Annotated in this window: 16 protein-coding genes; 2 read left to right on the forward strand and 14 right to left on the reverse strand. The window is 64.5% G+C overall.

The features are described 5' to 3' along the window. Window positions 1–7: 7 nt before the first annotated feature. The 4 genes from D2T30_RS18240 to D2T30_RS18255 form a co-directional block, all read right to left on the reverse strand. Complete coding sequence (locus tag D2T30_RS18240) at window positions 8–982, reverse strand: ABC transporter permease (RefSeq protein ID WP_128210068.1); 975 nt, start codon at window positions 980–982, stop codon at window positions 8–10. After that, window positions 982–1,761, reverse strand: a complete 780-nt coding sequence (locus D2T30_RS18245) for an ATP-binding cassette domain-containing protein (protein ID WP_128186855.1) — start codon at window positions 1,759–1,761, stop codon at window positions 982–984. The genes D2T30_RS18240 and D2T30_RS18245 overlap by 1 nt, the downstream gene beginning before the upstream one ends. Before the next feature lie 17 nt (window positions 1,762–1,778). Beyond that, a complete protein-coding gene (locus D2T30_RS18250; protein WP_128186853.1) occupies window positions 1,779–2,735 on the reverse strand; it encodes an ABC transporter permease in 957 nt (318 codons plus the stop codon). Window positions 2,736–2,833: 98 nt separating this feature from the next. Continuing rightward, window positions 2,834–3,862, reverse strand: coding sequence for a sugar ABC transporter substrate-binding protein (locus D2T30_RS18255; protein WP_128210069.1), 1,029 nt, complete (start codon window positions 3,860–3,862; stop codon window positions 2,834–2,836). Between the two features lie 207 nt (window positions 3,863–4,069). On the opposite strand from D2T30_RS18255, the gene D2T30_RS18260 reads away from it, so the two are divergent. Next, entirely contained in the window at window positions 4,070–5,083 is a 1,014-nt protein-coding gene (locus D2T30_RS18260; RefSeq protein WP_206613001.1) for a LacI family DNA-binding transcriptional regulator, read from the forward strand. A gap of 395 nt (window positions 5,084–5,478) precedes the next feature. Here D2T30_RS18260 and D2T30_RS23945 read toward each other — a convergent pair whose 3' ends face one another. The 4 genes from D2T30_RS23945 to D2T30_RS18275 all read right to left on the reverse strand — a co-directional run bounded on the left by D2T30_RS23945 (window position 5,479) and on the right by D2T30_RS18275 (window position 8,424). Further along, complete coding sequence (locus D2T30_RS23945) at window positions 5,479–5,607, reverse strand: hypothetical protein (protein WP_277749211.1); 129 nt, start codon at window positions 5,605–5,607, stop codon at window positions 5,479–5,481. Window positions 5,608–5,719: 112 nt separating this feature from the next. Further along, window positions 5,720–6,133, reverse strand: coding sequence for a (deoxy)nucleoside triphosphate pyrophosphohydrolase (locus tag D2T30_RS18265; RefSeq protein WP_128210095.1), 414 nt, complete (start codon window positions 6,131–6,133; stop codon window positions 5,720–5,722). A gap of 11 nt (window positions 6,134–6,144) precedes the next feature. Then, on the reverse strand, window positions 6,145–7,545 hold the full coding sequence (gene argJ, locus D2T30_RS18270; RefSeq protein ID WP_128210071.1) for a bifunctional glutamate N-acetyltransferase/amino-acid acetyltransferase ArgJ: 1,401 nt from the start codon (window positions 7,543–7,545) through the stop codon (window positions 6,145–6,147). Window positions 7,546–7,569: 24 nt separating this feature from the next. Next, a complete protein-coding gene (locus D2T30_RS18275) occupies window positions 7,570–8,424 on the reverse strand; it encodes a peptidylprolyl isomerase (protein ID WP_128186845.1) in 855 nt (284 codons plus the stop codon). A gap of 184 nt (window positions 8,425–8,608) precedes the next feature. On the opposite strand from D2T30_RS18275, the gene secA reads away from it, so the two are divergent. Continuing rightward, the gene (gene secA, locus D2T30_RS18280; RefSeq protein ID WP_128210072.1) at window positions 8,609–11,332 is read left to right on the forward strand and encodes a preprotein translocase subunit SecA; all 2,724 of its coding nucleotides are present in this window, start codon (window positions 8,609–8,611) and stop codon (window positions 11,330–11,332) included. Between the two features lie 236 nt (window positions 11,333–11,568). Here the strand turns inward: secA and D2T30_RS18285 are convergent, their stop codons facing one another. The 6 genes from D2T30_RS18285 to D2T30_RS18310 are packed head-to-tail and all read right to left on the reverse strand — an operon-like array spanning window position 11,569 to window position 15,918. Beyond that, entirely contained in the window at window positions 11,569–11,841 is a 273-nt protein-coding gene (locus D2T30_RS18285; protein ID WP_164884357.1) for an HPr family phosphocarrier protein, read from the reverse strand. Further along, window positions 11,838–12,239: a PTS sugar transporter subunit IIA gene (locus D2T30_RS18290; RefSeq protein WP_128186841.1), complete on the reverse strand. Its 402-nt coding sequence runs from the start codon at window positions 12,237–12,239 to the stop codon at window positions 11,838–11,840. Before D2T30_RS18290 ends, D2T30_RS18285 begins: the two co-directional genes overlap by 4 nt. Beyond that, a complete protein-coding gene (rapZ, locus tag D2T30_RS18295; RefSeq protein WP_277749564.1) occupies window positions 12,236–13,168 on the reverse strand; it encodes an RNase adapter RapZ in 933 nt (310 codons plus the stop codon). Before rapZ ends, D2T30_RS18290 begins: the two co-directional genes overlap by 4 nt. Further along, the gene (locus tag D2T30_RS18300) at window positions 13,165–13,581 is read right to left on the reverse strand and encodes an HPr kinase/phosphorylase (RefSeq protein ID WP_128210074.1); all 417 of its coding nucleotides are present in this window, start codon (window positions 13,579–13,581) and stop codon (window positions 13,165–13,167) included. The genes rapZ and D2T30_RS18300 overlap by 4 nt, the downstream gene beginning before the upstream one ends. Before the next feature lie 8 nt (window positions 13,582–13,589). Beyond that, window positions 13,590–15,227 (reverse strand): sensor histidine kinase, encoded by a 1,638-nt coding sequence (locus tag D2T30_RS18305; RefSeq protein ID WP_164884358.1) that lies wholly within the window; start codon window positions 15,225–15,227, stop codon window positions 13,590–13,592. Continuing rightward, window positions 15,217–15,918, reverse strand: a complete 702-nt coding sequence (locus D2T30_RS18310) for a response regulator transcription factor (protein WP_128210076.1) — start codon at window positions 15,916–15,918, stop codon at window positions 15,217–15,219. Before D2T30_RS18310 ends, D2T30_RS18305 begins: the two co-directional genes overlap by 11 nt. Between the last annotated feature and the right edge of the window lie 308 nt (window positions 15,919–16,226).

The raw sequence follows: 16,226 nt of genomic DNA on the forward strand, positions 1-16,226 counted from the left end.
CCCGCCCCTAGCGCCTGATCGCCCATTGGCGCAGCACCCTGTCGCCAAGCGCGGCCCCGACCACGATCACGCCCAGAAGCAGCATGAACCATTGCGGGCGCACCCCCATCACCACCAGATAGGACTGGATCGAGGACAGCACGAACACCCCGGTCAGCGCGCCCACCAGCGACACCTGCCCCCCGGCCAGAAGACAGCCGCCCAGCACGCAGGAGGCGATCGCCTGCAACTCCATCAGCCGCCCCATCGAGCCGTCGGCAAAGCCGAGCTTGCCCGCCTCCAGCGCGCCGCCGAAGCTCGCCAGCATGCCGCAGATGATGAAGGCCGCAAGCTTCACCCGGTCGACCCGGACCCCGCGGGAATGGGCGCTGGCCGCCGATCCGCCCACCGCCAGCAGCCGGTTGCCGAAACGGGTGGCGCCCAGCACGAGCATCAGGATCACCAGCGCCAGCACCAGCCAGATGATCGCGGTGTTGATCCCCATGATGTCGCCGCCGCCGAACAGCCAGTAGGTGAACTTGCCCCGCGACGCATAGGGGATCGAGAAGGAAAACCCGTCCGTCAGCGCGATCGCCAGCCCGCGAAAGATCATCAGCGTGCCAAGCGTGACGATCAGCGAGGGCGTCCCGGTGCGGGTGATCACCAGACCATTGAACGCCCCGATCAGCGCCCCCACCGCCAGCGCCGCCAGAACGGCGAGCGTCGGGTCCACCCGCAGCGCCAGCCACAGATAGACCAGCGCGCCCATGCCGAAGGTCGAGCCGACGGAAATGTCGATCTCGCCCGTGCCGATCACCAGCGCCACCCCCAGCGTCATCAGGCCAAGCGTCGCCGTCACCTGAAGGATCGTGCCGATGTTGTAGGCATTCGCCCAACGGCCATCCGAACTGGCCGAGAAATAGGCGATCAGCAGCGCCGCGATCAGCAGGATGCCGATTTCCGTATGTCGCCCCACAAGGCGCTTGAATCCTGTCAGCGCCATCAGACCGGCTCCTTTTTCGTGACCTTGCGGCCGCCCTGACGGATGACTTCCTCAAGGGCCTCGGCGCTCATCGTATGGGTCGAGGCATCCTCGATCTTTTCGCCGTTTTCCATGATGACGATCCGGTCGGCGAGCTTATGGACCTGAAAGATGTCATGGGTGATGTAGATCACCAGCAGCCCCTGTTCCTTCAGCGAGACGGCGAGTTCGTTGACATGTTCGCGTTCGCGCACCGACAGGTGGTTGGTCGGTTCGTCCATGATGACGACGCGGTTCTTGAACTCCACCGCGCGGCCGATCTTGACCGACTGGCGTTCGCCGCCCGACAGGCGTTCCACCTCGTCATCGGCGGAAACGTTGTCGCGCAGGCCGAATTCGCGGATCACCTTGGTCGATTTCTCGCGCATCAGCGCGAAATCGAGGATCGGGATGCCGAGGATGCGCTTCACCGGCTCGCGCCCCAGATAGAAGTTGCGGGCGATGGACAGGTTGTCGCACAGGCCCACCGATTGCTGGATCGTCTCGATCCCCTCGTCGATGGCGAGCTTGGGGTGGAACTTCTCGACCTTCCTGCCGTCGAACCAGACTTCGCCGGAGCTGGGCGTGTGGATGCCGCAAAGCACCCGGATCAGCGTGGTCTTGCCCGCGCCGTTGTCGCCGACGAGGCCGATCAGCTCGCCCGCGCGGAAATCGACCGAGACGTCCTTGAGCGCGTGGAAGGCGCCGAAGTAGAGATGCAGGTTCTTGACCTGGATGAGCGGTGTGGTGGTGCTGGCCATGGTCTTGTCCTTTCGCGTCAGACGCTGTGCCCGGCACGGCGGGCGAGATACTGGTTGAAGATCACCGCCACGATCAGGACGATGCCGACGAAGGTGGTGAACCACGACGAGGGCGCGCCGAGCGCGATCAGCTCGTAGCGGAAACTGACGATGATGAAGGCGCCAAGCACCGCGCCCACAAGCGATCCGCGCCCGCCGGTGAGCAGGCAGCCCCCGATGACCGCCGAGGCGATCGCCTCGAGCTCCATCAGGTCGCCGAGCGTCACATGGGTCTGCGGCCGGTCGGCAAGCGTCAGGATGCCGGCGAAACCCGCCAGCAGCGAACACAGCATGAAGGCGAGGATCTTGACGTGATCCGTCCGCACGCCGCGCGATTCCGCCGAATCCAGACTGCCGCCCGTCGCCAGAAGGCGGTTGCCGTAGCGCGTTCCCCACAGCAGGACGTTCAGCACGAGGCAAAGCCCGACCATCCAGAAGATGGCGGCCTCGATCCCGAAGATCTGCCCGCCCAGAAGGCCGGTCAGCCAGTTGTTGCGCGCGGCCTCGGAAAAGTTCTGCACGGTGCCGCCGGTCCAGACATAGATCACGCCCCGCGCGGCAAAGAGCCCGGCCAGCGTGACGATCATCGAGGGCAGCTTGCCGCGCACCACGACCAGCCCCTGAAACGCGCCGATGGCGGCGGCGATCGCCAGCGCGGCGAGGGTCGAGCCCGGCACGCCCAGTTTTGGCTCCAGCGTGATGAAGGCGACGCCGGTCAGCCCGTAGACCGAACCGACGGACAGGTCGATTTCCTTCGTCATGATGACCAGCGCCTGCCCCATCGCCACAAGGCCGAGGATGGCGCTGAACTGCACCACATTCGCCAGCGTCGAACGGTTCCACCAGCCGGAGAAGTCGATCACGGTGAATGCGATCAGCATGACGGTGACGCCGATGACAGCGCCGAAGCTCTGGCTTCGAACGAATTGCTTCATGGGTTTATCCTGCGCAGCATGGATCATGCGGCCGGGGCCGCCGGAAGCCGGGGCGCGCACGCGCATATGGGCCGCGCGCGCGCCCCGGCACGAAACGCCTACCAGGTGTTCTGCTGGTTATAGGCTTCCTCACCGAAGACGCCGCGGACCAGCTCGGCCCAGTGATCGGCGTTGTCCTTGTCGATGATGATCGGACCCGTCAGGATATCCTGCTGCGGCGCGTAGCCGAACTTGATGTTCCAGTAGAGCCATTCCATCGGCGCGTAGCCCTGCAGCCAGAAGCCCTGACTGTTGGTGGCGAGCACATGGCCCTGACGCACGCCCTCGATCGACACGGGGCCTTCGTCGACGGTCAGGACGGTGACGCCCTTGTCGTCCACATCCGGGTCGAGCCCCATGTCGTTCGCCACGCCCCACGCCCAGGGGGCCGACCAGCCCGCCACGGTGAAGATGTAGTTCGTGTCGGGATGCGAGCTGAGATAGGATTGCAGCGTGTTGCGCGCGGTCGCGGGCTCGGCCCCGATGAACAGTTCGTCGAACTGGGCACCGACCTTGGCCATCGCGTCGCGCATCCCGGCGCAGCGTTGCTTCAGCCCTTCATGCGCGGCGTCATGGCTGGCGCAGACCACGCGGGTCGGCTTGGGCACATGGCCGGCCTCGGCCTCGGCGACCGCATATTCCCCGAGCTTCTCGCCCGTCAGATATTCGTCGCCGCCGACATAGGTGACATAGGGGATGCGCTCGCCATCCGGCCGGCCGTCCGGGATGTTGAAGGCGACGACCGGGATCCCCGATTCGATGGCGCGCCGCAGCGGGCCTTCAAAGGCGTCGGAGCTGACGATCGGCACCGCGATGCCATCCGGCCGGGTGGAAATGGCCTGTTCCAGCAGGCGCACATGTTCCTGCACCGAATAGTTGTTGGTGGAAATGTAATCCGTTGTGACGTCTGGATATTTCTCCTGGAATTCCTTGAGCGCCAGGGTCAGCCAGTTCATGTTCGGGTCGTTCGACCCGATATGCGACACCATCACGAAACGGAGCTTTTTGCCGTCCTGCGCCTGCGCCGTCACCGGAAGAACCGTGGCCGCAAGCGCCGTCGCAGCAAGAATCTTGCTTATGAGCTTCATCGTTTTCCTCCTCCTCCAAGGATTCTCTTAGTATCGGGGCAGGAGGCCCGCAGGAGAAGAAGGACGATCATCATTCCTTGAGTGACTTCGCATCATTTTTTGCATTTCATTTGAATCTGCAATATGCGTTCACTTTCGTGCGGGTTTATAGGAAAACCGCCCTGTCGCGATCTGGAAATCATCACTTTCATGCCAAAGAAATTTCACATGACGCACAGGCCGGGCTGGAAGGGGCCCTCGCTGAAAGAGATCGCCCGTCTGGCCGGCGTGGGCACGGCGACGGCCGACCGGGTGCTGAACAACCGCGGCGGCGTGCGGGAAAAGACCCGGACACAGGTTCTGGCGGCGCTGGAAAAGCTGTCGCAGGATACGGTGCGGTCGGATGCGATCCTCGACATCCGGCTGTTCTGTGAATCGGGGGAAACGTTCAACGCCATGCTGGAACAGGCGCAGACCGAGGTGAACCGCAGCCTGCCGGGCGTCCGGATCCACGGCACCTTCGTCACCACCAGTCTGGTCGATCCGATGGTTCTGGCGCGGCAGATGGAACAGGACGGCGCCGTGGCGGATGGGGTGATCGTCGTGGCGCGCGAACATCCAGCCATCAACCGGGCGATCCGCAAGCTGTGTGGCGCGGGCATTCCCGTGGCCTGCCTGACCTCGGACCTACCCAGTTCACGCCGGGGCACCTATGTCGGCAACGATCAATATGCCGCCGGCAGCGTCGCCGCCGTGCTGATCGGAAATGGTCTGCCGCGCGAAAGGAACAACATCCTCATCGTCGTCAGCGCGCCGTTCCGCAGCCAGCAGGAACGCGAGATGGGATGCCGCCGGGTGCTGCGCGCCGATTTCCCCCATCTGAAGATCGAGGAGCGCGTCATCTCCAACGACGATCCCGAGGCCACCCGCGATCAGCTGCTGAAGTATTTCGAGACGAATGGCGTGCCGGCGGCGATCTACAATGTGGCCGGGGCCAATCGCGGCGTGGCGAAGGCGCTGGAAGACGTGGGCAAGCAGCATGAGACGATCTTCATCGGGCATGAACTGTCGCATCATTCGCGCGCGCTGCTGGAATCCGGGCATATGGATTACGTGATCTCCCACGATTTCGCGGCGGAGCTTGCCTCGGCGACGCAGTGGGTCCGGTCGGCGCGGGACGGGGTCAGCGCCCCGCCGGCGCATTCGCAGATCCTTGTGCATACGCGCTACAATTGCGGGTGAGATCCCGGTGGCACGGGTGCAGGTCTTCGGAGCCGGCTCGTCCCGGGTCGTGTGCTTTGGGCGGATAGGGGCAGCCTATTCGACGTCCTTCCACCGGAAGGCCGTCTGATCCGTCTCATCCCCCGGATATTCATGGAAAAACGACGGGCAACAGGCTGCTTGCCGATTTCGAGACGCATTTCCGGAAAGGGCGAAGCCGGAGCGTGTCAGTAACACGATGAACGGGCGCGTGGAGGCCGGAAGGCGTGGAGAATGGGGTCGAAATCAAAAAAGCCCCCGGAACATTCCGGGGGCTTTTTGAAGAATATCCGGTCACAGCCATACTGTGTCTCGCAGCCACACGTCACCTTAACGAATACCTTATGCAACCTATACCATGACTGCTGCGAGGGGCGTTATTTCGAAACCGGGCGGCCGACGTAAAGCCGGTCATCGACGCGAACGATGATACGGCCATTGTCCAGTTGCGCTTCAAAGGTGCCTTGAACCGAAACGCAGGTCCCAACAGTGATGGTGCGAAGCATAAGATATCCTCCAAAATCTTATGCGACCATATAAGCAGAACGTTTACAAAACGCAAATAAAAAAGACACATTTCGGCAACAATTGTTCTGTTCTGCGCCGCAGCGTAAACGATTATTGCGCTGCGGCGCTGATCCAGGCCCGCAGCGGCGGAAGCAGCGGCACATCCGCAGGTGGCATCGGATAGGTGGTCAGCGCCTCGGGATCGGCCCATTCGAGCCGTTGTCCCTCGCGCGGGGCGGGCGTGCCTTCCCATGCGCGGCAGGCGAAAAGCGGCATCAGAAGATGGAAGCTTTCATAGCCGAAAGAGGCGAAGGTCAGCGGCACGAGGTCGCCTTGCCGCGTGGTGATGCCCAGTTCCTCGTGCAGTTCGCGGATCAGCGCGGCTTCGGGCGTTTCGCCCGGCTCGACCTTGCCGCCCGGAAATTCCCACAATCCCGCCAGGGACTTGCCCTCCGGCCGTTGTGCCAGAAGCACGCGGCCGGAGGTGTCGATCAGGGCAACGGCGGAGACCAGAACCATCCGCAGCGGATGCGCGGTCACGAACGGTAATCCGCGTTGATGTCGATGTAGCCATGCGTCAGGTCGCAGGTCCACACCGTCTTTGCGGCGCTGCCAAGGCCCAGATCGACGTCGATTACCAGCTCGCTGTTCTTCATGTAGGCGGAGGCCGCTTCCTCGCTGTAATCAGGCACGCGCCAGCCGTTTTCCGCAAGGACCAGATCGCCGAAGCTGATCCGCAGCCGGTCCCGTTCCGCCTTGGCGCCGGACTTGCCGACGGCCATCACCACGCGGCCCCAGTTCGCGTCCTCGCCCGCGGCGGCGGTCTTGACCAGCGGCGAATTGGCGATGGCGAAGGCCACCTTCTGCGCGTCGGCGGCCGATTCGGCACCCGTCACCCGCACTTCGATGAACTTCGTCGCGCCTTCGCCGTCCCGCACCACCTGTTTCGCAAGGTCGAGCATCACGCCCTTCAGCGCGGCTTCAAACGCGCGGGCGGATTTCGACCGCAGATCCGAGATCTCGGGCGCCGCAGACCGGCCCGTCGCCGCGACGATCAGCGCATCCGAGGTCGAGGTGTCGCTGTCCACCGTGATCGCGTTGAACGTGTCGCCGACCTGCCGCGAGAGGATCTTTTGCAGGTTCGCGGCCGAGATCTTCGCATCGGTGAAGATATAGACCAGCATCGTCGCCATGTTCGGCGCGATCATGCCCGATCCCTTGGCGATGCCGGCGATGCGGATCGTGCCGCCCTCCACCGCCACATCGGCGCAGGCGCCTTTGGGGAAGGTGTCGGTCGTCATGATCGCGCGGGCGGCGGCCTCCATCCCCTTCGGGTCGAGGCCGGATTTCAGCGCGTCGATCGCCTCGACGATCTTTTCATGCGGCAGCGGCTCGCCGATCACGCCGGTCGAGGAGGAAAACACCCGCGACGCCGGGACGCCCAGCTTTTCCGCCACCGCGCCCGTCACCGCATCGACCGAAGCCTGACCGAGCGCGCCGGTGAAGGCATTGGCATTGCCGGAATTCACGATGATCGCCGCGCCCGCATCGGCGGGAACGGCAACGCCCAGCTTGGCCTGACAGTCCAGAACGCAGGCCGCCCGGGTGGAGGACGTGGTGAAGACCCCGGCGATGGCCGCGCCGGGCGCGATCCGCGCCAGCATCACGTCCGTCCGCCCGGCATAGCGCACACCGGCGGCGGCGGCGGCGAACTCGACTCCGTCGATCACCGGCAGCTCGGGGAACGCCTCGGGCGCAAGCGGCGAGACCGGATGTTTGGCCTTCGCCTTCGCCGCGGCCTCCGAGGCCCTTTGCACGACCTCGTCGCGGATCTCTTCCATCAGATCGCCGGCCGTCTCGGTGGCGAGAGCCTTCAGCTCCCGCACCTTTTCCCGCAGCTTTTCGACCTTTTGTTTCAGGTCTTTCTTCTTCGCCATAACGCTATCCCCCGAACGCGCGCCTTATTTGCCGAGAATCGTCGTGTCTTTCAGCACGGCGGGATCAAGGCCATCGGTTTCCTTGACGACCTTGGCCGATTTCAGCGTGTCCGTCACGCGGTCCTGCACGGCGGTCTGGCGCAGTTCGGCGGAGATCTGATCGCGCACCTCATCCAGCGTCGGGGTCTGGGCGGGGCGGCTGTCGAACAGCTTCACCACATGCCAGCCATATTGCGTCTGGATCGGGCCGACGACTTCGTCGGGCTTCATCGTGGCGATGACTTCCGAAAACTCGGGGACCATTTTGTCGAGCGTGAACCAGCCCAGATCGCCGCCGTTCTGCGCGGCGCCGTCCTGCGACTTTTCCTTCGCCTCTTCGGCGAAATCCTTGCCGCCGTCGATGTCGGCCTTGACGGCCTTGGCCTCATCCTCGGTGGGGACGATGATGTGGGCGGCATGATATTCGACGCCCGGCGCGGCGTTGACGTATTTCTCGTCATAGGCCTTCTGGATCGCCGCGTCGCTGGCCGCATCCGTCGCGGTCTTGTCCAGCACGATCCCCGCCAGATAGGCGCGGCGCTCGACCTCAAGCGCGATGTCATCCTTCTTCGTCTTCATGCCCTCGCCGATCTTGCTTAGCGCGGTCTGCTGCACGAGCTGGTCGAGGATGCCGTTGAACAGCACGTCGTCCGGCAGTTGCAGATATTCCGGCGGCAGGCCTTCGCGCACGGTGATCATCTGGCCGAGCGTGACATCCTGCCCGTCCACCGTGGCCACGACCGTATCGGCCTTGAGATCCTTCGTGTCCTGCGCGAAGGCTGCCCCGGCGAGACAGGCCGCAATCGCGACCGAGCCCAGAAGTTTCGTGAGTTTCGGCATGAACGCCTCCGTGATGGGCTGCGGGCCTCCCGCAGCGTTGACACTGTGTCGGGCGGCCCTTACATCGCCAAGGGTCCGGTGAAGGCCCGTCCGCCCATGTTTCGCTAGCCGTTCTAGGCGGGCGCGCAAAAGGCGGCAAGGCCGCAATTCACACGATTTGGTCATACCAGCCCGCGGGGAAAACATGCTCGGCCTCGGAACTATCGCGAAAAAGGTCTTCGGGACGCCGAATGACCGCAAGGTGAAATCGATCCGTCCGCTGGTCGCAAAGATCAACGCCCTGGAGCCCGAATTCCAGAAACTCGACGAGGCCGGGATCAAGGCGAAGACCCGGGAATTGCAGGAGCGCGTGCAGCAAAAGGGCGAAAGCCTCGACAGCGTGTTGCCCGAAGCCTTCGCCAACTGCCGCGAGGCGGCGCGCCGCGCGCTTGGCCTGCGCGCCTTCGACGTGCAGCTGATGGGCGGCATCTTCCTGCATCAGGGCAATATCGCCGAAATGAAGACGGGCGAGGGCAAGACGCTGATGGCGACCTTCCCGGCCTATCTGAACGCGCTGGCGGGCAAGGGCGTCCATGTCGTCACGGTGAACGACTACCTCGCCCGGCGCGACGGCGAATGGATGAGCAAGGTCTACGGCACCCTCGGCCTGACGACCGGCGTTGTCGTGCCGTTCCAGCCCGATGATGAAAAGCGCGTCGCCTATCAGGCCGACATCACCTATGCGACGAATAACGAACTGGGCTTCGACTATCTGCGCGACAACATGAAGGGCTCCGTCGCTGAGATGATGCAGCGCGGGCATTTCTTCGCCATCGTCGACGAGGTGGACTCGATCCTGATCGACGAGGCGCGGACGCCGCTGATCATCTCCGGCCCCTCGCAGGACCGGTCCGAGCTTTACAATGCCGTCGACCAGTATATCCCCGAGCTGAAGCCCGAGCATTACACGATCGACGAAAAGACCCGCAATGCCACCTTCACCGAAGAGGGCAACGAATACATGGAGAACCGCCTGCATGAGGTGGGCCTCCTGCCGGCGGATCAGACGCTGTATGACCCGGAATCGACCACGCTCGTCCACCACATCAATCAGGCGCTGCGGGCGCACAAGCTGTTCCACAAGGATCAGAACTATGTCGTGCAGAACGACGAGGTGGTGCTGATCGACGAATTCACCGGCCGGATGATGAAGGGGCGCCGCCTGTCGGATGGCTTGCATCAGGCGATCGAGGCGAAGGAACACGTCAAGATCCAGCCCGAGAACGTCACGCTGGCCTCGGTGACCTTCCAGAACTATTTCCGGCTGTATGAAAAGCTGTCGGGCATGACCGGCACCGGCATGACCGAGGCCGAGGAATTCGCCGAGATCTACAAGCTCGGCGTGGTCGAGGTGCCGACGAACCGCCCCGTCGCCCGTCTGGACGAACACGACCGCGTCTATCGGACCGCGATGGAAAAATACAAGGCGGTGGTCGAGGCGATCAAGGAAGCCCATGAAAAGGGGCAGCCGACGCTGGTGGGCACCACCTCGATCGAGAAATCGGAACTGCTGTCGCAGATGCTGACGCAGCAAGGCATCCCGCACAACGTGCTGAACGCGCGTCAGCACGAACAGGAAGCCAAGATCGTCGCCGATGCCGGGCGCCTTGGCGCCGTGACCATCGCCACGAACATGGCCGGCCGCGGGACGGACATCCAGCTGGGCGGCAATGTCGAGATGCAGGTGCATGAGGAACTCGCCGCCCATCCCGACGCCAACCCCGACGAGGTGCGCGCCAGCATCGAGGCGAAGCACGACGACGAAAAGAAGAAGGTGCTGGAGGCAGGCGGCCTGTTCGTCCTAGGCACCGAACGGCACGAATCGCGCCGCATCGACAACCAGCTCCGCGGCCGCTCCGGCCGTCAGGGCGACCCGGGCCGGGCGCTGTTCTTCCTGTCGCTGGAAGACGACCTGATGCGGATCTTCGGCTCCAACAAGCTGGACGCGGTGCTGTCGAAGCTGGGCATGAAGGAAGGCGAGGCGATCATCCACCCCTGGGTGAACAAATCGCTCGAACGCGCGCAATCCAAGGTCGAGGCGCGCAACTTCGACATCCGCAAGCAGTTGCTGAAATTCGACGACGTGATGAACGACCAGCGCAAGGCGATCTTCAGCCAGCGCCGCGAGATCATGGAGGCCGAGGATATTTCCGAAATCACCCGCGACATGCGTTTGCAGGTGATCGCCGACATCGTCGACCGCTACATGCCGCCCAAGACCTATGCCGATCAGTGGGATGCCGAGGGGATGCACGCCTCGGTCCTGGAAAACCTGAACATGGACCTGCCCATCGCCGAATGGGCCGAGGAAGACGGCGTCGACCAGCAGGACATCACCCGCCGGCTGGAAGAAAAGACCGACGCCTATATGGCCGAGAAATCCACGGCCTTCGGTCTGGAAACCATGCACCAGATTGAAAAGCAGCTGTTGTTGCAGGCGATCGATACCCGCTGGCGCGAGCATCTGGTGACGCTGGAACATCTGCGCTCGGTCGTGGGCTTCCGCGGCTATGCGCAGCGCGACCCGCTGTCGGAATACAAGACCGAGGGGTTCCAGCTGTTCCAGACGATGCTTGACGGGCTGCGCTTCGACGTGACCAAGCGGCTGGCGCAGATCCGCCCGCTGACCGAGGAAGAGCGCGAGACGATGATCCGGCAGCAGATGGCGCAGATGGGCATCCAGATGGACCCGAACCCGACGCAGCCCACCGCGCCGCAAACGCCCGAGGCCCTGCCGGTCGGAAATCCCGATGCCCGGCCGGGGTTCGACGAGAACGACCCGACGACCTGGGGCAATCCGGGGCGGAACGACCCGTGCCCCTGCGGCTCGGGCGAGAAGTTCAAGCATTGCCACGGCAGGCTTGCCTGAAGCGCAGTCCAGAGCCGGATGCGTGCGCGCGGGCGGAGGGGTGGCAAGGGGGCGCCGCCCCCTCGGGCCTTCGGCCCTCACCCCCGGGATATTTGTGGAAAAACGACGGCAGGAAGGCCGGTTCGGGGAGACCTGCACTGAAGGGCGGGGAGGTTCGTGACCTGTGCCGGTTCCCGCCTCGCGCAGGGCGCCGCGCGCCGCATTCGGTGGGGTATTCGGGGGGGCGTGTCGGCTTGTTACATCTCTTCGCCGAATCGATCCGCGACGAGGGTTTCCAGCGCCTCGGCCAGCGCCTGTTCCTCGGCCCCCTCGGTCGTGACCTCGATCGAGGTGCCGCGCGAGGCGGCCAGCATCAGCAGCCCCATGATGGAATCGCCGGACACTTTCATGCCGTCCTTCTCGACCTCGGCCTCGGCGTCGAACTGTTCGACCACCTCCACGAAACGGGCCGAGGCACGGGCGTGCAGGCCCTTTTCATTGACGATCTTCAGGACTTTGGTGACGCTCACTTCGCGCTTGTTCCGTAAATCGAGTAGCTGTTGATGTATTTCCGCCCGGCATCCAGCGCCGCGGCGACGGCGGCATGGACGCTGAGGCTGCGCGATTTCGCCAGCTTGATCAACAGCGGCAGGTTGGCGCCATAGATGATTTCACGCTCGCAGGCCTCGCAGGCCAGAAGGCTGAGATTGGAGGGCGAGCCGCCGAACATGTCCGTCACCACGACGACGCCATCGCCCGCATCGACGGCATCGACGGCGGCGCGGATCTCGGCCTGTTTGGCGGTGCGGTCGTGGTCATCCTCGATGGTGATGGCGCGGATGCCCTGCTGCGGACCCACGACATGTTCCACCGCGGCGAGATATTCCCGCGCCAACCCCCCATGTGCCACGATCACGATTCCGATCACGCGCCGCTTCCTGTCCTGACCTCTGGCAGGGTCTGCGCCTGCCGTTCCAATTCCCTGTGACGTTTAGACACTTGCCAGCCTGCCTCCGCAAGGGTCTTGGCTATGGTTTCGGTCACCGCGACGGAACGGTGCTGGCCGCCCGTGCAGCCGAAGCCGATGGACAGGTGGCTTTTGCCTTCGGCGACATGGGCGGGCAGAAGAAACAATAGCAGATCCTTGACCTTTGCGATGAATTCCCGGTAGCGCGGGTCGCTGGCGACGTAATCCGCCACCTCGGGCGACAAGCCGGTCAGCGGACGCAGCGCCGGGATCCAGTAAGGATTCGACAGGAACCGGCAGTCGAACATCATGTCGAGCCCGCGCGGCGCGCCCCGCTTGTAGCTGAAACTGTGGATCGACACTACGAGCCGCGCGACATGGCCCATGTCGAACCAGCGCCCGACCTCGGCCCGCAGGTCGTGCGGCGTCATGGCCGAGGTGTCGATCAGAACATCCGCCCGCGCGCGGATCGGGGCGAGCAGGTCGACCTCCTGCCGGATGCCTTCGAGCGGCGCATCCGCCGGCGCCAGCGGGTGCCGCCGGCGGGTTTCCGAATAGCGGCGGACCAGCACATCGGGCTGGGTGTCCAGATACAGCAGTTCCAGTTTCAACGCCGGATTGCGCGTCAGCCGGTCGATCAGCTCGATCATCCGGGCGACGGAAAAATCGCGGTTGCGCACGTCTAGCCCAAGCGCCACCGGCCGGTCGAGCGGCCCGTCTATCAGCCGCGGCACCAGACTGAGCGGCAGGTTGTGGATCGTTTCGTAGCCGAAATCCTCGAGCGCGGCGATCGCCGTGGTGCGGCCGGAGCCGGACGGCCCCATGACAAGAACCACCCGCGTCTGCACGCCGGGGTTGCCCGCATTTCCCTGCACCGTCTCGGACGTCACGCGACTCTCCCACCCTTGAGCCATTGCAGCACCGCCACATCAAGATGGCCGCGATGCAGGCGCAGCACAAGGGGCAGGTTGACGCCAAGGAAATCGCGGCTGCGGCGGGGCGGCAGGCGGTCGGTCTCCTGCTGGCCCAGGTCGACGGCCAAGATGATCCGCGCCTCGGGCAGGGGATCGGCGCCAAGGATGCCGATGCCGCGCATCTCGATCATCCCGGCGAGCGGGGCGGGGCAGGAGGCGATCAGCCGCCCCTCCGCCACCCGCAGATCGACGCGATCGTCGGCCACCAGACGCGCGCCGAAGGCCATCAGCCGCAGCGCCAGCTCGGACTTGCCGGCGCCCGACGGCCCGGTGATCAGCACGCCCCTGTCTGCGTCGAGCGCCACCGCCGTGGCATGGATGTTGTCCATCTGCCCCCTCAAAGCGGTATCCCCACCACGAAACGCGCCCCGCCTGGCGGCGAGCCGGGTTCCGCGTCGGGGGGGCGGATGTTCTCCGCCCAGATCACACCGCCATGAGCCTCGACGATCTGTCTTGAGATCGCAAGGCCGAGGCCGGAATGTTCGCCGAAACTTCCTGCGGGACGTTGCGAGTAGAAACGCTGGAACACCTTCGTCAGCGCCTCGTCGGGGATGCCGGGGCCGGTATCCTCGATCACGATCAGCAGGCGCTTGCCGTGTCGGCGCAGTTGCACCCGGATCGTGCCGCCGGTCGTGGTGAAGCTGAGCGCATTGGCGATCAGGTTGACGAAGACCTGCGCCAGCCGCGGTTCCAGCCCGGTGATGACGACGGGCGTGGCGGGCAGGTCGTCCAGAAGGCGGATGCCGCGGGCCTCGGCCTCGGTCCGGTAATGCGCGCAGAGCTGGGCGAGCAGGCGCGCGAGGTCGAAGCTTTCCTCATCCTCCCGCACCAGATCACGGTCGAGCCGGGAGGCGTTGGAAATGTCGCTGACCAGCCGGTCGAGGCGGCCGACATCTTTGTCGATGATCGCGATCAGTTTTTGCCGCTGGTCCTCGCGCAGGACGCGGGTCAGCGACATGGCGGCCGAGCGCAGCGAGGCGAGGGGGTTCTTGATCTCATGCGCGACATCGGCGGCGAATTGTTCGTTCGCGTCGATCCGGTCATACAGCGCGTCGACCATCTGGCGCATCGCGGTGGACAGGCGGCCGATCTCATCCGGGCGGGAGTCGAAATCGGGGATGCGCACCCGTGCCCGCGCCCGCCTTTGCCCGTGCCGGGTCTGTCCGGCTTCGGCCGCGCGGGCGAGTTCGGCGAGCGGGCTGGAGATCGCGGAGGCCAGCACGAGGCTCAGACCGATCGACACGATGATGGCGATGACGAAGACCTGCAGCACCTGTTCGCGCTGGACCCGCATCAGGCCGTCGATCTCGCCGTCGATTTCGCCGTCGATGATCGTGAGGGACAGGACATGGTTGCCGCCGCCGCTTTCGATCCGTCTGGCGACGCCGAAGACCGGCTGGCCCCGCGCATCATGCGCATTGAGCGTGGCGGTGCCCTGCACGGCGGCTTTCGCGACAAGGGACCGCGCCGCCTCCAGACGGTCGGGCGGCGGGGCGGCGGTGTCGGCAGGCCGAAGGCCGGAGGTCGCCTTCAGGAGGGCCGAAAGAAACCCGCCTTGCCGCTGTTCCGGCGCCGCCGTGGCGGGCCGGGCCGGCGGCATCGTCTCGGCCAGCAGGTTTCCCGCGGAATCGAACAGATGCAGCACGCTGCCCCCGGGCAGGATCATGTTCCGCAGGCTTCCGACGGGCAATGTCCCGTCGCTGTCCAGCTGCGTCGCAAACAGCAGTGCCAGAAGATCGGCTTCGCGCATCAGGGCGTTCTGCTGTTGCACGACCATGCTGTTGCGGAACGGGTTGAGCGAGAGAACCCCCACGACCATCAACAGGATCGCCGTCAGGTTGAAGGCGATGATCTTGCGGGTCAGGGGGGAATGGCCAAGCCGGATCGAGGGGCGCCAGCCCCGGTTCGTCAGGCGGCGCAGCCATGTCGTCCTTGGGACCCCGTTCAGGGTGCCCCGTGCCGGATCAGGCCTCATTGTAGCGATAGCCAATCCCATAGAGCGTTTCGATCGCGAAGAAATCCGGATCGACCGCGCGCATCTTCTTGCGCAGGCGCTTGATGTGGCTGTCGATGGTCCGGTCGTCGACATAGACCTGATCGTCATAGGCGACATCCATCAACTGGTCGCGCGACTTGACGAAGCCCGGACGCTGCGCGAGGGCCTGCAACAGCAGGAATTCCGTGACGGTGAGCGCCACGTCATGGCCCTTCCACGTGACGGCATGGCGCAGCGCGTCCATCGTCAGCTCCCCCCGCGTGATGATGCGGTTTTCCTCGGGCGGGGCGGTGGCGTCGGCGTTCATCGCCTCCTGCCGGCGCATCAGGGCGCGGATGCGTTCCAGCAGCAGCCGCTGACTGAAGGGCTTCTTGACGTAATCGTCCGCCCCCATGCGCAGGCCGAGCACCTCGTCGATCTCATCCTCCTTCGAGGTCAGGAAGATCACCGGCATGGTGGTGCGCTGCCGCAGCCTTTGCAGCAGTTCCATCCCGTCCATCCGCGGCATCTTGATGTCCAGAACCGCGATGTCGGGAAGCTTCCTGCAAAAGGCGTCCAGCGCGGATTGCCCGTCGGTGAATGTCTCGACCTCATATCCCTCGGCCTCAAGCGTCATGGCGACGGAGGTCAGGATGTTTCGATCATCATCGACCAGGGCAATTCGGGACATATCCGGGCATTCCTGTAGTTTGGCCTGCATCGGCACGGCGAGACTGATTAACACGTCGCGCGGGTGCGACGAATCGCCCCGCGTTCGAATCATCTGATGCCCAAAACGCCAATATTTGGCTAATTCCGCCGTATTTCCCGCCTGTTTTCGCCAGCTTGGGCAGCACCTGCGAGACCCGCGCAAGATGGTTGCGCTAAAGATCGCCGTGGTTGCGCTAACGCATGGAAAGCACGCTGTTCCTTCGCCGAAGCGCCATGTTATACGGGCTCATCCCGCGTGGTCCGACTGCGCGGGATCGGTGTCTTCTG

Origin of the sequence: Paenirhodobacter populi, from assembly GCF_004022215.1 — a bacterium.
GTDB classification, from domain to species: Bacteria; Pseudomonadota; Alphaproteobacteria; order Rhodobacterales; family Rhodobacteraceae; genus Rhodobacter; species Rhodobacter populi.

Coding starts and splice junctions, on each gene's coding strand:
- secA (WP_128210072.1), top strand. CDS start 8,609: ATGCTCGGCCTCGGAACTATCGCGAAAAAGGTCTTCGGGACGCCGAAT.
- D2T30_RS18310 (WP_128210076.1), bottom strand. CDS start 15,918: ATGTCCCGAATTGCCCTGGTCGATGATGATCGAAACATCCTGACCTCC.
- D2T30_RS18300 (WP_128210074.1), bottom strand. CDS start 13,581: ATGGACAACATCCATGCCACGGCGGTGGCGCTCGACGCAGACAGGGGC.
- D2T30_RS18260 (WP_206613001.1), top strand. CDS start 4,070: ATGACGCACAGGCCGGGCTGGAAGGGGCCCTCGCTGAAAGAGATCGCC.
- argJ (WP_128210071.1), bottom strand. CDS start 7,545: ATGGCGAAGAAGAAAGACCTGAAACAAAAGGTCGAAAAGCTGCGGGAA.
- D2T30_RS18240 (WP_128210068.1), bottom strand. CDS start 982: ATGGCGCTGACAGGATTCAAGCGCCTTGTGGGGCGACATACGGAAATC.
- D2T30_RS18245 (WP_128186855.1), bottom strand. CDS start 1,761: ATGGCCAGCACCACCACACCGCTCATCCAGGTCAAGAACCTGCATCTC.
- D2T30_RS18305 (WP_164884358.1), bottom strand. CDS start 15,227: ATGAGGCCTGATCCGGCACGGGGCACCCTGAACGGGGTCCCAAGGACG.
- D2T30_RS23945 (WP_277749211.1), bottom strand. CDS start 5,607: ATGCTTCGCACCATCACTGTTGGGACCTGCGTTTCGGTTCAAGGCACC.
- D2T30_RS18255 (WP_128210069.1), bottom strand. CDS start 3,862: ATGAAGCTCATAAGCAAGATTCTTGCTGCGACGGCGCTTGCGGCCACG.
- D2T30_RS18250 (WP_128186853.1), bottom strand. CDS start 2,735: ATGAAGCAATTCGTTCGAAGCCAGAGCTTCGGCGCTGTCATCGGCGTC.
- D2T30_RS18275 (WP_128186845.1), bottom strand. CDS start 8,424: ATGCCGAAACTCACGAAACTTCTGGGCTCGGTCGCGATTGCGGCCTGT.